The sequence below is a fragment of the Microcoleus sp. S13_C5 genome, assembly GCF_036700845.1.
GTDB lineage: Bacteria > Cyanobacteriota > Cyanobacteriia > Cyanobacteriales > Microcoleaceae > Microcoleus.
Genome location: NZ_JAUBPR010000011.1, coordinates 1 through 18,975, shown reverse-complemented (window position 1 = coordinate 18,975; position 18,975 = coordinate 1). Strand labels below are relative to the sequence as shown.

Sequence of the window (18,975 nt, the reverse complement as noted above, 5' to 3'; positions counted from 1 at the left end):
CAACCACAACTCCCACACCAGCAACCACAACTCCCACACCAGCAACCACAACTCCCACACCAGCAACCACAACTCCCACACCAGCGACCACAACTCCCACACCAGCGACCACAACTCCCACACCAGCGGGGACAACCACGAGTCCCACAACGGGGACAACCACGAGTCCCACAACGGGGACAACTGCGAGTCCAACACCAACAACGGGGACATTGCCGACACAGGTTCCGGGTACGAGTCCGAGTCCGACTGCGGGCGCAACAACTCCGAGTCCGATCCCTTCCATAGTCCCCACTCCAACTGCGGCGACCCCAACTCCTCCGCCTTTGGGCGGGGGGCCGACTCCGCCGAGTTTTACATCTCCGACCCCTAACCAGCCGCCGATCGTGGAAGCTGGCAAGACGCTGACTGGTTTGCAGAATTTGCCTCTGTCTCTGAGCATTTCGGCGCCTAGCGACCCGGAGGGCGATCCACTGTCGATCGCGGTAGTCGGACTTCCCAATCCTACTTTTGGTCAGGTAATTACGGGTACGAGCCCCCTCACCGTGAACCAAAAGTTAACGGTTCAGGATTTACTCGGGCTGAAATTCCAACCTGGAACAAATGCGATCGGGCAAGCCGGTTCTTTCAGCTACAGCGTAGCTGACGACCAAGGCGGCACGGCAGCAGGGTCAGTGGCGATTAACATCAATTCTTTCGATACCTCGGTAACTGTTCCAACTACCCTGTCGCCGATTGCTGTCAATGACGGCATCGTATTTACGAGTACGAATAATTCGGAGCCCACTTTCATAGACGTGCTGGCGAACGATTCCAGCCCGCAACAAGGGCCGCTCAACATTATCAATGTCAGCACACCGCAACTGGGGATAGCTGTAAATCTTGTCTCTCAAGTGCAATTCATCCCCGGCAACGTAGCGGGTACAACTGCTTTCACCTACAGCGTCAGCGACGGATTGGGGACAACTCCGGGCGTAGGTACTGTCACCGTCCAAATTTTGCCGGCTGATAGCGGGCCTAACAATTTGGTTGGGGGTTCTTTGCCGGACAATTTGGACGGTTTGGCGGGCAGCGATACTATTGATGGTCAAGGCGGCAACGATACGATTAACGGCGGTTTGGATAACGACGTGCTCGTAGGGGGCCTGGGCGCAGATACCATGACAGGAGGCGGCGGCAGCAATCAATTCCGCTATACCAGCCCTGCACAAGGTGGCCCGGCTTTTGATGCGGCTTCTTCGGTGGCGATCGATGCTGCGATCGCGGCGGGCGGATACGATGTGATTACTGATTTTAGCGGTCTCGGTGTGCCGATCGCCGATCAGTTTAATTTTGCCCCCGGATTTGCGAATCTCAGCGGTAACAGCCAAGTTCTGCTGAATGTGCAGACAACTGTTTCTGCAAACATTCTGGGAGGAAGTGCTTTCTTGTTTACCTACGATTCCGGCGGTAATACTTACATCATTTATGACGGCAATGGCAATAACCTCACCGGCAGCGATTCTCGCATTTTGGCGAAGTTAAATGGTGTAACTGGGGTTTCTGCTCTTTCGGAATTTGACTTTACTTTCATCTAGGAAGATAAGAGGTTTGAAACCGCAGATTAACGCAGATAAACGCCGATTTCCTTGGCAGTTTATCTGCGTTAATTTCCGTTAATTTGCGGTGAGAAATTAAATTTAATTATCTTCAGAAAACAATCGCAATAAAGAGCCAAGCACAGCACCAAACTTTGAAAAAATTTAGAGGTTTGAAACAGCAGATAAACGCCGATAAACGCCGATTTTGTTGGCACTTTATCTGCGTTAATTTGCGTTTATCTGCCGTAAAAAATTAAATTTGATTATCTTCAGAAAACAATCCCAACAAAGGGCCGAGAATAGCACCGAAAACAAAGCCGCCAGCGTGGGCCCAGTAGGCAACTCCCCCGGATTCCATACCGACACTTGCCGGGGCATTCAAGGAAGCCAAGCCATTCAATGCTTGCTGTGCAAACCAAAATCCTAGAAAGAAGAAAGCGGGGACTCTGACGGTGGTAATAAAGATTCCCAAGGGCAGCAGTGTCAGAACTTTGGCTTGGGGATATCTGAGAATGTAAGCTCCCATGACGCCTGCGATCGCGCCGCTAGCACCTAGGGAGGGAATGGCCGATGCTGAGGAAAAATACCACTGAGTTAGTGATGCTAAAACGCCGCAAGTAAGGTAAAATATTATAAATTTGACGTGTCCTAAACGGTCTTCTACATTGTTGCCAAAAATCCACAGAAATAACATATTTCCGGCAATGTGGAGAAAGCCTGCGTGCAGGAATTGGGAGCTAATTAGTGTCGTCCATTCGGGAAATGGCGAAACTGGCAGAGCAACCCGACACATATTGCTTAACTGACAAGGAATTACTGCCCAAGAATAGAAGAATTGCGTTAATTGTCGATCGCCCAAACTGAGTTCGTACAAAAATACTAATATGTTTGCGGCAACCAGCCCGTAGGTGACGTAGGGAGTGATAGTAATGGGATTTTCATCGCGTAAGGGAACCACGGCCTTTTTTCCTCATCAAAATATTGGCAACACAGTAGCGCATTTATAGCCCAGGTGTCTCCTGTCTAAAGGAAGAGGGAACAAGCCAATCGATTTTAGATTTTAGATTTTAGATTTTAGATTTTAGATTTAAAGAATTGAAGGATTGAAGAATTGAAGAATTGAAGAAAGCGACCTCACGGATGTATCCGGGGGCTGGTTAATCGATTTTAGATTTTAGATTTTAGATTTTAGATTTGAACGATTGAAGAATTGAAGAAAGCGACCTCACGGGTGTATCCGGGGGCTGGTTAATAGATTTTAGATTTTAGATTTTAGATTTTAGATTTGAACGATTGAAGAATTGAAGAAAGCAAATTTACGGATGTATCCGGGGGCTGCTTAATCGATTTTCGGTTTTAGATTTTCGGTTTTAGATTTTAGATTGAAATAATTGAAGAAAACGACTTGAGGGATGTATCCGGAGGCTGGTTATCGGATACTATATTTTTTATTTCTGCACCGATGAATCCAGGGGCTTGTACCGCCCCCGGTTGCCGCCAGCTTCCTTCAAACCCCCCGTGTCCCGCTGAAAAAAAAATAAAACCTATTTAATAAAACCCTCCACCTTGCAGTTAGTTGAATATCTGCTTTTTAGTGTTGGGTTTTATTTTACCGCAAAGGCTTATATTGTAGGATTGCAGAGCAAGTTGGTAGTTGCGATATTGGTACGGGTTTTCACCTCTCAACAAAACTACAAACTTATTTATCCCCTTGCTGATTACATTTTTACAGCGGGGCTAGTTGAAGGTTTAGGAGACTTAATTTCCTGGGAAACTGCACGGGCGCGGAAGAGTTTAGCCACCACTTGTTCACACTTAGACAAATCCGATTCTATCTCTGTCAAAATGGCAGTTGATACGGGATCTGTGAACTTCACCCGCAGGTTGTTGATATCGACAACACCGGTTTGCAAATCACCGAGAGTGCTCCGCAGCAAAAACGTTTCATCGGTTCCTTGCATCGAAGCTTTTAATTTAGCGTATTTGTCAGCAATTTGGGCAGGAATTGAGGGTTTTTCACCAAAATCGTTGAGGCGCTTTTCGAGAGCGAGGATGTGATTCTGTTTATTTTGAATCATTTCTCTCAAGAGCGATCGCAAATTGCTGTCTTGGGTTTTTTCCGCATAATTTTCAAATGCTTCGCAAGCATAGCGTTCTCCTGCGAGGGCGGTATTCAAACCTTTAACTATGTCGCCTTGTGTAGAACCTCCCCAACCATTAGCTAATTTCCACCATTCTGCATTTTTGTCAGTTTCTTCTGGCAAACCGACTTCTTTGCCTCCGTAACCGAGGCGAGCCATAATTGCAGTGGTAAATATTGCTAAATCTCCCGGTTGGCGGGAAGTAATCAAGTTACCATCAACTACTAAAGCTTCGTTGATGTAGTTAGCTCCGGCATTAATCATGTCTGTTTTAATTGCCAAGAAACCAGTCGCATTTTTGCCTTTCAGCAAGTCGGCTTCAATCAAAACTTGCGGGCCGTGGCAAACAGCAGCGACGAGTTTTCCTTGCTCAAATGCTTCTCGTACAAAACGTACTGTGTTGGGATTAGTCCGCATCGTATCGGGAGCCATACCGCCGGGAATTATCACTGCATCGAATTCTGCGGGCACTGCTTCTGTGGTAGTTCCGTCAGCTTGCTGGGCAACTTTTCCTTGTTTCCCTGCATACTTTTCGTTTGTCCGCGAACCGAGGACAACTACATCAAAGTTTGCTTGTTTTAAGGCGTTGTAAGGAACTAGAAATTCCGAATCTTCTACTCCATTTTCGATGAGTATGGCAACTCGTTTGGTGTTGGTGCCGTTATCTGTTGTCATAATCAACTTTCCTCAGATGGTCTTTTCATCTAACATTAAGTCATTTATGATATTTTTAGCGTCTTGCTAAAGTGATAAATTAGTGAGTTTTAAAAGATATCAGCGTGAGCCTTGAGAGGTATTTTACAGTAATTGTCTCAATGCACGTAAGAGGCCCCATTAATGTCGATCGTAGTCCCGGTAGCGTGCGTAGCCAAACCCGACGCTAAAAACGCGATAACATTAGCCACATCTTGAGGAGGAGCGATTTTGCCGATCGGGATATCGCGAATAATATCAGCTTCACCGAACTCCTGAATAAACTGATGAGACATTTCTGTACTGACAAATCCCGGTGCAACTGTAAATGCCAAAATATTATCAGCGGCAAACCCTCTAGCAATACTGCGAGTTAAAGCAACAATAGCACCTTTTGACGCAGCGTAATGCAGATAATTCGGGTCATCGCCGCGAAAAGCAGCGCGACTTGCTATATTAATAATTGTACCGACCCTGCGAGTTTTAAAATGCAGAATAGATTCCCGGCACAAATCGGCAACGGCAACTAAATTTACTTGTAGAGTTTGCTGCCAAGCTGAAGACCAAATATCGAACTCGTCCTCTATACCCGCTGACTGCATAATCCCCGCATTATTAACTAAAATATCAATATGACCTCGCCATTTTAAAGCATCTCGCCACAAAGTCGAGGCCGCGTTTTCCACCATCAAATCGGCTGCCAATAAATAACAGCGATCGCGCGCAACACTTGCTGCTACCGCTTCAGCTTCTTTCTGACTCTGAAAGTAATGCAAAATCACCTCGGCCCCAGCATTAACTAGAGTCCGCACCGTCATTGCACCAATCCCTTTGGAGCCACCCGTTACTAAAATTACCTTTCCGGTTAAATCAATCATTTCTGTCTCTCTTTTCTCTTTCTGTGCGCCCTCTGCGGTTAATAAAAAAAATAAATCCCCTTCACACACGAAATAGAATTGCTATAAGTAGTTGGACAGAATTAATTACACAAAATAGAATCTGAAATTCTCTTCCTGTGAGCTTTACAAAATTATATCGGGGTAAATATTTCTGTCCATGTACTTATGATACAGCACATTCCATCTAAGGTGTATGCCATTGCCTCCTGCTGAGCGATATCTGCAATAGACCTCTCCAAAAACTTCCCAATCCTTTCCCCGGTTGATTTCTATTGGACATATAGCCACTGCTTACAGCACTATAGCTTCTTTGTCCTTAAAGTGGATAACTACAGTGGGTTCGGCAGCAGAGGTCGAATTAACTCCATAATTCGGTCAGAATTAAAATTATTGATATAATCGGTTAGTGCTTTGGATAAACTTGCTTTGGATTCGGGAATTTGTACGATTAATTCGTTCATAACTTCGGTATCGAGATAGTAAGCGGCGTGATACATTTGTTCTAACCACTGAGGGGACATTCTGGATATATCTTCTACAGATAGCGTTTCAACTAATTGTTTTTGTGGAGTTTGTTCTACGACTTCGTAGATATATTTTACTCCCAAATATTTAGCTAGTTTGTCAAAGATGTCTCTCTGCTGAAATGGCTTGGTTATAAAATCGTTACAGCCCGCCATAAGAACTTTCTCTCGCTCTTCTTCAAAAACACTGGCAGTTAAAGCAATAATGACAGTTTCTTGGCTCTGAGGGCGTTCTCTAATATATTTAATAGCAGTGTAGCCATCCACGATCGGCATTCGTAGATCCATCAGAATCAGGTGTGGACGCCAACTCTCCCACAAGGAGAGTGCCTCCACTCCCTGTTTTGCTTCTCTCACCTCAAAACCAACCGAGGTCAGGATCTCGGCTAACAAGCGACGATTGTCTTCTAAATCTTCAACAATAAGAATGCGGTAAGTCGGTTGTCCGGGAGCTAAACTAATTACTTTTTGATTAATTGATTCTGGGGGTAAGGATTCTGCTTGAGGTAACTGTACAGGAATCTCAAAGGAAAAAGTGCTACCTCGGTTCAAAGTGCTTTTAACGCGAATTAGACCGCCCATGAGTTTGACGAGTTTTTGACTGATGGCTAAACCAAGCCCACTGCCTTGACTCAAATTCTTCCCAGCTTCGGCTTGCACAAATACCTTAAATAATTTATCAATTTCTGGGGGCGCAATTCCCACGCCTGTATCCTCAACTTCAAAACATAGGTGACAGGATGTTTTGTCTGTTTTTGCTGCTCTTACCCGTAGGGTGACGCTTCCTTGATTGGTAAACTTAATGGCATTACCGAGCAGATTGACGAAGACTTGATAGAGTTTTTTCTCGTCGCTATGCACAAATTTAGGAAGGTCGGGAGCTAGGTCAAAAATTAGTTGCAATTCTTTAGATTGGACTTTAACTTGGAACATTTCTTCAAGAGAAGCCAACAAATTTGTCAAATCAAAGTCAGAAAGATTGAGTGTCATCCGTCCGCTTTCAATTTTGGATAAATCTAAAATATCGTTAATCAAGTCTAATAAATGTCTACCGCTACGATTGACAATCTGTAAACGTTCTTGGAGAGAAGGAGTCAGATTTTTCTCATAGCTCATCAATTGCGTGAATCCCAAAATTGAGTTGAGGGGGGTGCGGAGTTCGTGGCTCATATTGGCGAGGAAGACAGTCTTGGCTTGGTTTGCTTCATTTGCGTACTGAAATTCCAACTCAGCTTGTTTGCGATCGCTAATGTCAATTAAATATCCCAAAATTTCTACTGGTGTACCTGAATTATCTCGAATTAGCCTAAGCTGACCGAGCATCCAGCGATAAACCCCATCGGAGCGACGAAAACGGTATTCGTGTAAATAAAAATCATTAACGTATACATTTGCTAAGCCCTTAAGCACTGGTTCTACATCATCTGGGTGTAAGTGATTCACCCAAAATTTAGAATCTTCTAAAAACTCGCTGCTTTCGTAGCCCAATACATCTTTGATATTTTCGCTGATGAACGTTGCGCCATAATCGCCAGTCGGTTTACTGCTAAAAATGACAACGGGGCTGTAGTTTAGAAGAAAGTTGAGGCGATTTGTGGTAGCTTGCAAGGCTTGCTCAGCCAGTTTTAGCTCTGTTGCGTCCTCCTGAACCGCAACATATACAGTTCCGTATTCAGGATGCTCAAACCTGGATGAATGAACTCTGCACCAAAAGACAGTTCCATCTTTCTTTATATTGTGGACTTCATATTTTGCTTCCCCGGTCTGTTCAATTTGAGTGACGATATCTAGAACGGTTACATCTGGTGTAACCTTTGTATCGACATAATTCAAGACACCAACGGATTGACCGGCGAGTTCGCCCTCTGTGTAGCCAAACATAGCGTCAAAGGTAGGATTAGTGTAGACGATTATGAGGTCTGAGGCTTTAATCAAACACACTCCTCCTGCCATGTTATTCATGATAACGCTTTGAAGTTCTAGCGTTTTTTGAGCTTCTTTTCGAGCCGTAATTTCTTGTATTTGAGAAATAAAATGCAGTGGAGTTCCCTGTTCATCTTGTACTAGCGAGCCATTAAGAATAATCCAAATAATATGTCCTTGTTTATGGAAATACCGTTTTTCCAGTTGGTAAGTTGAAATTGTTCCTGCTAATAGTTGATTTGCATAACTAAGATCCAGGTCTAAATCATCAGGATGGGTAATGTCTTGGAAAGTTAACGCTAACAACTCTTCTGAGGAGTAGCCAAGAATCTGACATAAGGCAGGATTGACTTTAATCCAGTGCCCATCAAGTGAAACGATCGCCATCCCGATAGAGGCATCTTCAAACGCATGGCGAAACTGCTCTTCACTGTTTCGTAAAGCCATCTCAATTTGTTTGCGATCGCTAATATCGCGCATAATAACAGTAAATACCGTTTCGTCTCTCATTTCCAGCTTAGAAATAGAGGCTTCAGCCGAAAACTGCGTTCCATCTTGACGACGACCCAAAATCTCGCCTCGTTCTCCCATCCTTCGCGCTCTGGTAGAAGACTGTGCAAATTGTTTGACATGCTGCGGATGTGCATCTCTAAACTGTTCTGGCAGCAGTATATTCAGTGGCTTCCCTAAAATATCCTCAATTTTATAGCCAAACATCTTTTCTGCCCCTTGATTAAACAGGGTAATGCGTTGAGTGCGATCGACTGAAATAATTGCATCATTGGCGATTTCTAGAATTCCCGCAAAACGAGCCTGCGATTTTTGTAAAGCATCTGTTCGTTCACCCACAAGATTTTCTAAAGTTTCGTTAAGTTTTTTAATTTCTTTTTCCGCTTTTTGGCGCTGGTAATCTATCTGGTTTAAAGAGCGAGCCGTCCCCAAGATGAGAATTGAGAACGTGACCACCATAATAGTTGAACGCAATGTATACCCAAAATTAACGTTATACCAGCCTAAATTTTGTCCCTGAAGAGTCAACCAGTTCACTGTCACTGGAAAGATTGTTCCCCAAGGCAGCAACCATCGAACCATTACTCCGCCGACCAGGGGACTGGTTACTACTTCCATTAATCCTTCTGTGGGGCGGAGGCATAAAATTCCTCCATAGAGGATGAAAAAGGTGGCGATCGCGTTTAGGGATGGAGTCGTGGTAATTGTGGCCAACCGTTCAAGAATATCGACATTGAATAGGTGTCCAAATAAAGCTAGTAGAGAAATTAAAGCTGCAACACTACTAAACATCTGAGCCAACCAAGTAATTCGTTGGGAATTTTGGCCTAACAGTAACAGTGCTAGTCCCATCAGCACAAAATTTAGGGCGGTATTTACTCCCATTCTTCCCGGATAAGGAGTCGCTGAAGACACGAAATCTCGGAAAAGCCACTCATCAATACCCAGCTTCCAACCAAAAATATACTGGATCAGCGTCAGCAAACCGATGATGATTATGAATCCTGCCATCCCTTGAGCGATGCGATTGGGCAGTTGGGTTCTTTGGTACTGCAACAATCTCAAAGACACTCCAGCCAGCAAAAAGCAAATTGCCGTGTTTGCTTTCATTGTCGAAGTCATACCGGGAAAACCACTTTTGAGTAGGGAGATGTCAAATTGCCAACCCAGCAGCACGAGACATCCGCTCGCAATGACGAGTAGACTTGCCATTTGAGAAATGCGCTTGTTCATAAATCGGCTGCTTGGGTTGAAACAATCTTCTTCTGATGTTAGGCGAAGCGAAGAAGGGCAACCACAGGGGGACTGCCCCTAACCGAACTATTCAGATTTTGTGGGGCTGCGCCCCCTTGGCAGCCCCGTATCTCGGGGATCGCAGGACTTCTTTGTGGATAAAGTGACCTTTTTAACCCAGTAATTCAACTATACTGTTTGTGCATATGTTTATATTCCTCTAGCAGGAAACTAGGGAAATCTGTATGATTGTCGATAGAACTAGCGATAGGGTTAGCGATCGAGCTACAAACTACCGAGGCAATATTTTAATTGTTGACGATCTACCTGATAACCTGCGTCTGCTCAGAGATACTTTGAGGGAAGAGGGTTATAAAGTTCGCAGTGCTATAACAGGGACAATGGCGATCAGAGCCGCCCAATCGCCATCGACGGAGTTAATCTTACTAGACATTAAATTGCCTGATATTGATGGTTATGAAGTTTGCCGACAATTAAAATCTGACGAGCGCACTGCCGACATTCCAATAATTTTTTTAAGTGCGCTAAATGAAACATTTAATAAGGTGCAAGGGCTTGCTGCTGGAGGGGTAGATTATATTGCTAAGCCATTTCAAGTCGAAGAAGTATTAGCTCGTGTCGAAACCCACCTAACGATCCGAAGGCTGCAACAAAAACTCCAAAAGCAAAATTTACGTCTCTTGAGAGAAATTGAAGAACGGCAACGTCTCGAAGAGTCTCTCTTTGCCGAAAAGGAATTGGCTCAAGTGACACTGCAATCCATTGGCGATGCGGTCATTACTACTGATGCCCAAGGTAGGGTGAGATATTTCAATCCTATAGCTGAGCGACTGACAGGCTGGAAAACTCATGAGGTTCAAGGAGTTCCTTTCTCTACAGTCTTCTTAATTGTTGATCAAGTAACACGAGAGCCAGTAGAGAATCCTATAAACAAGGCTCTATTAGAGGAGCGAATTGTGGGCTTAGCTAACAATACTATTCTGATTGGCCATGATGGAACTGAGTATCCCATTGCTGACTCGGCAGCACCGATTCGAGACCGCCAAGGTCAAATTATCGGGGCAGTCATCGTCTTTCATGATGTTACTGAATCGCGCTATCTCACCCGTCAACTCTCTTGGGAAGCCAGTCACGATGCCCTAACGGGGTTAATCAACCGTCGAAGATTTGAGCAGCACCTAGTGGAGGCGATCGCCTCTGTTGAAGATAGCAATCAGCAGCACGCTCTCTGTTATTTAGATTTAGATCAGTTCAAAGTCGTTAACGATACCGCAGGTCATATTGCTGGCGATGAGCTACTGCGCCAAATCACCGCACTTATTCAAGAGGGAGTCCGTGCCAATGATATGGTAGCTCGCTTGGGAGGTGATGAATTTGGTATTTTACTCACTCAATGTTCGCTCTCTCAAGCAACTCAGATTGCGGAAAACCTCAAAGACCTAGTGCATCAGTTTCGGTTTATTTGGAATGGCAAAACCTTTATTGTCGGAGTCAGCATTGGAGTTGTTGCTATTGACCAAACAAGCCAAGATTTGAGGGAGCTTCTGGGAGCGGCTGATGCAGCTTGTTATGCCGCCAAAGCCCGAGGGCGAAACTGTGTTCATATTTATCGTCTAGATGATGGCGAACTAATTAAACAACGTGGTGAGAGGCAGTTGGTTTCCAAAATCAGCCGAGCGCTGGAAACCAATAGTTTTTGTCTCTACTACCAAAAGATTGTCTCTATTACTTCTAAACCATTAGTAGAGCATTATGAGATTTTGCTCAGAATGGTCGACGAAAATGGACAATTAGTATCTCCAAATGAGTTTATTCCAGCCGCCGAGCGGTACGGGTTGATAACTGAGATCGATTGTTGGGTAATCGCAACTTTTTTCTCTAATTATCACAATTTGCCGGAGAGAGATGTTCAGAGTACAGGCTTGTATACGATAAATCTTTCTGGGGCTAGCATTAGTAACAATCAGTTTCTGAGGTTTTTAATCAAACAATTTTCTCGCTACCAAGTCCCACCCCAAAGCATTGGTTTTGAAATCACGGAAACCGCAGCAATCGCAAATTTTGAGCAAGCCAGATATTTCATAAGTGAACTCAAAAAAATTGGCTGTCGCTTTGCTTTAGATGATTTTGGCAGTGGATTGAGTTCGTTTGCCTATCTGATGAATTTACCAGTTGATTATTTAAAGATTGATGGTGCTTTTGTCAAGAATATTAGTCATAATTTGATTTCTCAAGCGCTCGTTGAAGGCTTTAATCGTATTGCCCATGCGATGAATCTGCAAACTATAGCTGAGTTTGTCGAAGACGAGACTATCTTAGAAAAATTGCGGGAGATTGGAGTAGATTATGCTCAGGGTTATGGGATCGCCCGCCCTGTTCCTATTAATTTTAATCGGTAGCCATCGCACTGGGCCAGCGAACCCATTGCCTCACGCCTGCCCATTGTCTGGAGGCTTCCAAGAGTCGATCGCCCGCTGCTACAAGGCTGGCTCAATTTACTGTGTCACATTAAGATCGAATGTGCTGTAATTGTAAAGGATTGAGTGTTCTATTGGAAATAAACCGGAAAATTTGCCATGAAAGCAGTTGCGTTCGATCGCTACGGTTCAGCCGAGGAATTGCAATACCGAGAGTTGGAAAAGCCGATCGCCAAATCCAACGAATTGTTAGTGCGAGTTCGCGCTAGCAGCGTCAATCCCGTTGACTGGAAAATCCGGCAAGGACACCTGCAACTATTAACAGGATTTAACTTTCCTCGAATAGTCGGTTCTGACATCTCTGGAGTTGTCGTGGAAGTCGGCCGGGAAGTCACCCGATTTCAACCCGGAGATGAAGTTTATACTTTCTTAAATCCCATCAGTGGGGGTGCTTGCGCCGAATACGCGGTCGTGGCAGAATCGGATGCGGCAATTAAACCTAAAAACATCACTCATGCAGAAGCATCAGCAGTACCGATCGCAGGTTTAACTGCTTTGCAATCGCTCAGGGATTTGGGTCAAATTCAACCAGGAAACAAAGTATTGATTAACGGCGCTTCCGGCGGAGTCGGCACTTTTTCCGTGCAAGTTGCGAAAGCAATGAATGCAGAAATAACGGGAGTTTGCAGTGCTAAAAATAGAGAATTGGTCAAGAGTTTGGGAGCCGATTTTGTCCTGGATTACGAAGAAATTGACTTTACTCAACAAACCCATAAATATGATATAATTTTAGATGCTGTGGGGACAAGAACATTTGCTGAATGCGAAAAAGTGCTGCAACCAGAAGGAGTTTATATCTCGACTTTGCCAAGTTTCGAGAACCTCGCACCGATGTTAACGAGCTGGTTTTTATCGGGTAAAAAAGCTAAATTCATTCTAGCCAATGCCAACACCAGCGATTTAGGGGCTTTGCGGGAGTTAATAGAATCCGATAAAGTTGAGCCGATTGTCGATCGCACTTACAGCTTACAAGAAGTAGCAGCAGCCCACGCTTACAGCGAAACGGGCCGCGCGGTCGGCAAAATTGCGATCGTGATTGAATAATGAAGGCACTACACGGATTAATGATCGATCATTCATTCTGCTGCTGAAGTCAGAATGAAGAATGAAGAATGAAGTCGGAGCAATTATGAAATAACTATTCTCAATTACCAATTCTCAATTACCAATTTTCAATTACCAATTTTCAATTACCCTTTCCCTCTTACCAATTACCCATTTCCTATGACTGCTCCCTCAAACTTGGAGACATCCGAACAAGGTTCCGACAACAACCTCGAAGCAATTAGCCCGGAAAACAGCATTGCACCAATCGCCGGCGGTGCGATGGGTTCTCGCAACTTAGAAAACGAATTTCTCGACGAACTTCCCGACGAAGTTGAGATGTCTTTGTTCGAGCATTTAGAAGAATTGCGTCTGCGACTTTTCTACTCGCTAATTGCAGTAGTAATCGCTGTAATCGGTTGCTTTTTAACAGTTAAACCCATTGTGCAACTGCTAGAAGTACCGGCTGGGCCCGTCAAGTTTCTGCAACTAGCTCCCGGCGAGTATTTCTTTGTTTCTATCGAAGTAGCGGGATACAGCGGTTTGCTCATCGCCACTCCGTTTATTTTTTACCAGATAGCGCTGTTTGTTCTCCCCGGCTTGACTCGCAAAGAACGCCGGTTGCTCGGGCCTGTGTTTTTCGGTTCGAGTTTCCTATTTTTGGGCGGGTTAGTATTTGCTTACATCGCTCTGATTCCGGCGGCGCTCAACTTCTTTGTTACCTATGGAGCGGATGTTGTGGAGCAGTTGTGGTCGATCGATAAATACTTTAAATTTGTGCTGCTGTTAATGTTCAGCACTGGCTTAGCTTTTCAAATCCCGATCGTCCAAGTATTGCTCGGCGTTTTGGGCATAGTTTCTTCCAACCAAATGCTCTCCGGCTGGCGGTATGTAGTGTTGGGAGCGGCAGTTTTGGGAGCGGTGTTAACGCCTTCTACTGACCCTTTAACGCAAAGTCTTTTAGGAGGTGCGGTGCTGAGCTTGTATTTTGGAGGGGTTGGTTTGGTAAAGCTTTTAGGGCGCTAAAAACTCCACAGAACGATCGATCGACTGGCAGCAAAAAAAATATAGAGACGCGATCGCCCGCGCCTCTATATTTACTAAAACTTAAAATTCAACACCAAAGTTTTGTCAAAACTTTGACTACATTCGGAACTGTTCGACTTCTGGAGTGTAGCCGATCGGCAAAACGTAATCCAGATTCTCGTGGGGACGAGCAATTATGTGATACGATAGCAACTTTCCGCCATCGACCTTTTTAACTGATTCAATTCCAGCAGCAACGGCTGCTTGCACTTCAGAAACATCTCCTCGCACTATAATTGTCCAGTAGGCGCGGGTTATTTTCTCATAGCGAACTAAAGTAACACGGGCTGCTTTCACCATTGAGTCCGCAACTTCTACTGCAGCGGGAAATCCTAAGACTTCAACCATTCCCAGTGCAACACCCATTACAACATTCTCCTAAATTTCACAAGATATCTGACCTTCATTGTATGTGAAATTGTTGACAGAAATTGGTTCCGATGATTTTGGTAAGAATGAAGGACGATCGCCCAAAATTTAAAAAGCCCCTAAAAAGCCCCACAAGCTGTTGCAGCATTTAAATCCCACAGCAGGGCGCGCGCAGCAAAGCCCGCCACACAAGACTTTGAATCAAAACTCCTGTGCAAATTAGATGCGCCACAGCTTAGTTTCTCACCAGCGGCAAGTCGTATGACAAGCTCGCCCATCGATTTTCGGGACTTTGGGCTCAACTAATCCAGCCGCGGCGCGACACAAAACTTTAGGGAACTCCCCCAGATCCCGGCTGTGGAGTCAATCTAAAATCTAAAATCTAAAATCTAAAATCGACTGAGTGAATCAAAACTCGTCTAGCAACCACTCCGAGGCTCTTTCACCCAAATCTAGGGGAACGCTGACAGCTTTACCCAAGCGCGGGCGATCGCGAGTAGTTACGATATATTCTCTAACCTGTTCTGTGCTCCCCCAGCCGTTGAGGTAATTGGCCACCGCATCCAAATGCTCGAAATAATCAGCCTCCGTCATGGGAAAAGATGCCTGTTCTAGATATTTCCACATAACTTGCACAAAAATCTTGCCCCGCGTTCGCCGCAATCTGATATCGTAAGACTTTCCCCATTTTTCTAGCAGTAGCTGGTGTAAATCCTTGCCCGTCATGGTTGCTCCTGAGTTAATCCATTAAACAATAAAAGACAAAGTTCAAAAAATGTAATAATACTCTAATAAAGGCTGGAAGGCGCATTCTTAAAAGGAATTTTCGCGGCCTAAAATTTGTGCGAGCAGATTAACGGCAATTATCCTCCTTCCTCTGCACGTACAAGTTCGCTAACAGCTAACAAACAAACGTAACTTAAAACCGTAAAGGCAGGTCATGGCTCAATCTTCTGCTGGAAATCCCGATGTTCCCGATATGGGGCGTCGCCAATTTATGAATTTGCTGACGTTCGGTACAGTCACAGGTGTGGCACTGGGCGCACTCTATCCCGTTGTCCAATATTTTGTTCCTCCGTCGAGTGGGGCAGTTGGCGGCGGAGTGACAGCTAAAGATGCCTTGGGTAACGACATCATCGTTAGCGAATATTTGACTTCGCACCCTGCGGGCGATCGCACCTTAGCCCAAGGCCTCAAAGGCGACCCCACCTATGTTGTGGTGAAAGAAGACTTATCTATCGCCGACTACGGCATCAATGCAGTCTGCACTCACTTGGGTTGCGTCGTGCCTTGGAATGTTAGCGAAAACAAGTTTATCTGTCCTTGCCACGGTTCTCAATACAACAATGAGGGCAAAGTGGTGCGCGGCCCCGCGCCTTTGTCTCTGGCCCTGGCCCACGCCACTGTCGCAGATGACAAGATCGCTTTTACAACTTGGAAAGAAACTGATTTCCGCACCGGCGAAGCACCTTGGTGGTCTTAAACTATTTTGGATTTTAGATTTGAGATTTTAGATTGGGGGTGAATGGTGAAAACCACAGATAAGTGCATCCCTAAAGCAGTCTAATAATCCAAAATCCAAAATCCAAAATCCAAAATCCAAAATCCAAAATCCAAAATTGTCTGACCTTTGAGATTGAATACTCTAATGCCACAAACTAACTTATCTGCGATATTTCGCCGCAGTGCCAGGACGATCGCGAAAACTGCCTTAATTGCGATCGTAGCCGCAGGATTTTTCCTCACCAGCGACATCGCACTTCCCCAAGCAGCATTTGCTTACCCTTTCTGGGCTCAGCAAACAGCACCCGCTACTCCCCGCGAAGCAACAGGCCGCATTGTTTGCGCTAACTGTCACCTCGGTGCAAAACCGACTGAAGTTGAAGTACCGCAATCTGTTTTGCCAGATACGGTCTTTGAAGCTATTGTCAAAGTTCCCTACGATACTAACGTTCAACAAGTTGGCGGCGACGGCAGCAAAAGCGGCTTGAATGTAGGCGCTGTAGTGATGTTGCCCGAGGGTTTCAAAATTGCTCCCGCTGACAGAATTCCTGAAGAAATGAAGGAAAAAGTCGGCGATCTTTACTTCCAACCTTACAGCGAAACCCAAGAAAATATTGTTTTAGTGGGCCCAGTACCGGGAGAACAGTACAAAGAATTGGTATTCCCAGTTTTGTCGCCGAATCCGGAAACTGACAAGTCCGTTCACTACGGCAAATACCAAATTTATGTTGGTGGGAACCGCGGTCGTGGTCAGGTTTATCCTACTGGCGAAAAGAGCAATAATACTGTTTACAATGCTTCTGTAGCTGGCACCATTTCTAAGATTTCTCAACCAGAAGCTGGCGGTTATGAAGTGAAAATTCAACCTGCAGAAGGTGCAGCCGTTGTTGATACAATTCCTGCCGGCCCCGAACTGATTGTTTCCGAAGGACAAACAGTTGCAGCAGGCGAACTTTTGACGAGCAATCCTAATGTGGGCGGCTTCGGTCAAAAAGATGTGGAGATTGTGCTGCAAAGTGCCGATCGAGTTAAAGGATTGATGGCTTTTGTGGCTATAACCATGCTGGCTCAAATCATGCTGGTTCTCAAGAAGAAACAGGTCGAAAAAGTTCAAGCTGCTGAAATGAATTTCTAAACGCGGCTGTAATTAGTTGGGTAAGGTGTTTTATGCACACCCAACTATTAGGTAAGTAGGGCGGGTATTCCCCGCCTTATTCTTTGATAAATAACCAGTAAAATAATGTTAATTGATGAGAAGATAGTTGAAGTAGGCTCGCTGAAATGGTTTTATCGGGAAACAAATCCGGTTAACGAAACTGGTAAACTGCCCGTACTGCTGCTGCACGGTTTGCCGTCCCAGAGTTTTACCTGGACTGTAATGATGCCGGATTTGGCTGCACAGGGATTTAGATCGATCGCCCCAGATTGGGTGGGCTACGGGCGATCGACCAAACCAGACAAACGCGACTTTGCCTACACTCCCGATGCTTTTGTTGATGCCCTCGCTGGCTTTATTCAAGCTATAGAATTAGACCGATTTTACCTGGTTGTCCAAGGATTTTTAGCTTCAGCCGGCATTCAATATGCTTTACGCAATCCCGATAAAATTGAGCGTCTAGCCATCGTAAATACACCAGTTTCACCAGATATCAAGTTGCCTTGGAAAATGCAGCAGTTGGGGCTGCCTTTTATTGGCGACATGATGACGCAAGACCCGCTTTTGGTTGACCGAACTCTCGAAGGCGGCAGCCGCCAGACGATATCAGACAAAGATTTAGATGTTTACCGCCGCCCGTTTTTGAAGAGTTCGGATGCGGGTCGCTCCCTGATGAATACTGTCCGCAATATTCAATTACCGCAGTCAATGGCAGAAATTGAATCCGGCTTGAAAGGATGGACTCGACCAACTTTATTTGTCTGGGGTTTGACCGATCCTTGGCTGAGTGTTGAACCAGTTCAAAAGCTAGTCGGTTCCCTGCAAAATGCAGAGTTAGTCACACTGGAACAAGCGGGGCATTATCCTCAAGAACATTGGTCCGAAAAAGTTGGCAATGCTGTGATCACTTTTCTGCGCCGCCAGGAGGTAAAATAATATTTTGTACATAACTCTCGGTGCTAGGTCAGTGAACCAGCTCCTCACCGAGCTGCATTCCCAGCCTCTTCCTGAGAACGAGAAATCTAAAATCTAAAATCTAAAATCGATATGACTCGTCCCCGTTCAATTTTTGCCTTGATGATGGCGTTTTTGATGGCATTTCTGGTTAGTTGCAGCAGTGTCGAAGCAAAAGTTCCAACGACTTACACAGCAGCGCAGACCCAGCAAATTCAGCGCTATGTTCCTACCCTGACAGAGTTCCGATCGCGCATGGACAACCTGGGAACCCTAATTCAAAAACGGAATTGGATTGATACCAGAACTTACATTCACGGGCCTCTAGGCGACTTGCGGAACACCATGAAAACCGTCTCTGCGAGTTTGTTGCCTAGTTCTCAACAACAAGCTGTTGATTTAACTAAGAGTTTGTTTACCGAGTTGGTTAACATTGATCTTGCTGCTAAAGAGCTTGACTATGCAAAAGTCACGGTCAGCTATCAAAAAGCTGTCAATGATTTCGAGACATTCTTGCAGCTAATTCCTAAAGGTTAATAGCTTTAGGGGTTTGTAGGCTTGGCAATTGATGGGTGTCAAATTAAGACTGAAACCCATAATAAATATCGCTTGTAGTCGAGTCTAGATCCCCCCTAACCCCCCTTAGTAAGGGGGGGACAAGAGTATTCAAACTCCACCTTAAAAAGGGGGGCAGAGCATTCAAAGTCCCCCTTTTTAAGGGGGATTTAGCAGGGTGGATTAATTGTCAAAAGAGTAAACCAGTGGGGCAAGGCTATTTGCTGACGATCACGCGCCAGATTTAATTGGTTTGTCTTGATGAGATAAACCGAAAAGTAATTCGCTAACATATTCAAGTTGATTG

General features: G+C 44.9%; 14 protein-coding genes. 8 read left to right on the top strand and 6 right to left on the bottom strand.

Annotated features, from left to right (window positions below):
- Window positions 1–1,577 (top strand): calcium-binding protein (locus QUA04_RS04985; protein WP_445242289.1); only part of this gene is annotated, 1,577 nt, incomplete at its 5' end.
- Window positions 1,578–1,833: 256 nt separating this feature from the next.
- Here the strand turns inward: QUA04_RS04985 and QUA04_RS04980 are convergent.
- The 4 genes from QUA04_RS04980 to QUA04_RS04965 form a co-directional block, all read right to left on the bottom strand.
- A complete protein-coding gene (locus QUA04_RS04980; RefSeq protein WP_333254346.1) occupies window positions 1,834–2,538 on the bottom strand; it encodes a rhomboid family intramembrane serine protease in 705 nt (234 codons plus the stop codon).
- A 760-nt stretch (window positions 2,539–3,298) separates the two neighbouring features.
- The gene (locus tag QUA04_RS04975; protein ID WP_333254344.1) at window positions 3,299–4,396 is read right to left on the bottom strand and encodes a DJ-1/PfpI/YhbO family deglycase/protease; all 1,098 of its coding nucleotides are present in this window, start codon (window positions 4,394–4,396) and stop codon (window positions 3,299–3,301) included.
- 137 nt (window positions 4,397–4,533) lie between these two features.
- Window positions 4,534–5,292 (bottom strand): SDR family oxidoreductase, encoded by a 759-nt coding sequence (locus QUA04_RS04970; protein WP_333254342.1) that lies wholly within the window; start codon window positions 5,290–5,292, stop codon window positions 4,534–4,536.
- A 350-nt stretch (window positions 5,293–5,642) separates the two neighbouring features.
- Window positions 5,643–9,503, bottom strand: a complete 3,861-nt coding sequence (locus QUA04_RS04965; RefSeq protein WP_333254339.1) for a PAS domain S-box protein — start codon at window positions 9,501–9,503, stop codon at window positions 5,643–5,645.
- Window positions 9,504–9,748: 245 nt separating this feature from the next.
- Here QUA04_RS04965 and QUA04_RS04960 point away from each other — a divergent pair, with 245 nt between their 5' ends.
- The 3 genes from QUA04_RS04960 to tatC all read left to right on the top strand — a co-directional run bounded on the left by QUA04_RS04960 (window position 9,749) and on the right by tatC (window position 14,071).
- Window positions 9,749–11,923, top strand: a complete 2,175-nt coding sequence (locus tag QUA04_RS04960; RefSeq protein WP_333254337.1) for an EAL domain-containing protein — start codon at window positions 9,749–9,751, stop codon at window positions 11,921–11,923.
- 177 nt (window positions 11,924–12,100) lie between these two features.
- The gene (locus QUA04_RS04955; RefSeq protein ID WP_333254334.1) at window positions 12,101–13,045 is read left to right on the top strand and encodes an NAD(P)-dependent alcohol dehydrogenase; all 945 of its coding nucleotides are present in this window, start codon (window positions 12,101–12,103) and stop codon (window positions 13,043–13,045) included.
- A gap of 180 nt (window positions 13,046–13,225) precedes the next feature.
- Window positions 13,226–14,071, top strand: coding sequence for a twin-arginine translocase subunit TatC (gene tatC / locus QUA04_RS04950; protein ID WP_333137689.1), 846 nt, complete (start codon window positions 13,226–13,228; stop codon window positions 14,069–14,071).
- A gap of 117 nt (window positions 14,072–14,188) precedes the next feature.
- Here tatC and QUA04_RS04945 read toward each other — a convergent pair whose 3' ends face one another.
- Window positions 14,189–14,497 carry a carbon dioxide-concentrating mechanism protein CcmK gene (locus QUA04_RS04945; RefSeq protein WP_006631236.1) on the bottom strand — a complete coding sequence of 103 codons (309 nt, stop codon included), beginning with the start codon at window positions 14,495–14,497 and terminating at the stop codon, window positions 14,189–14,191.
- A gap of 411 nt (window positions 14,498–14,908) precedes the next feature.
- Complete coding sequence (locus QUA04_RS04940; protein WP_190661639.1) at window positions 14,909–15,226, bottom strand: DUF3067 family protein; 318 nt, start codon at window positions 15,224–15,226, stop codon at window positions 14,909–14,911.
- A gap of 214 nt (window positions 15,227–15,440) precedes the next feature.
- On the opposite strand from QUA04_RS04940, the gene petC reads away from it, so the two are divergent.
- The 4 genes from petC (at window position 15,441) to psbQ (ending at window position 18,650) form a co-directional block, all read left to right on the top strand.
- Window positions 15,441–15,983 (top strand): cytochrome b6-f complex iron-sulfur subunit, encoded by a 543-nt coding sequence (gene petC / locus QUA04_RS04935; protein ID WP_190740161.1) that lies wholly within the window; start codon window positions 15,441–15,443, stop codon window positions 15,981–15,983.
- Between the two features lie 165 nt (window positions 15,984–16,148).
- Complete coding sequence (petA, locus tag QUA04_RS04930; RefSeq protein WP_333254332.1) at window positions 16,149–17,138, top strand: cytochrome f; 990 nt, start codon at window positions 16,149–16,151, stop codon at window positions 17,136–17,138.
- 105 nt (window positions 17,139–17,243) lie between these two features.
- Window positions 17,244–18,095 (top strand): alpha/beta fold hydrolase, encoded by an 852-nt coding sequence (locus QUA04_RS04925; RefSeq protein ID WP_333254330.1) that lies wholly within the window; start codon window positions 17,244–17,246, stop codon window positions 18,093–18,095.
- A 111-nt stretch (window positions 18,096–18,206) separates the two neighbouring features.
- Window positions 18,207–18,650 carry a photosystem II protein PsbQ gene (gene psbQ / locus QUA04_RS04920; RefSeq protein ID WP_333254327.1) on the top strand — a complete coding sequence of 148 codons (444 nt, stop codon included), beginning with the start codon at window positions 18,207–18,209 and terminating at the stop codon, window positions 18,648–18,650.
- Window positions 18,651–18,975: the final 325 nt, after the last annotated feature.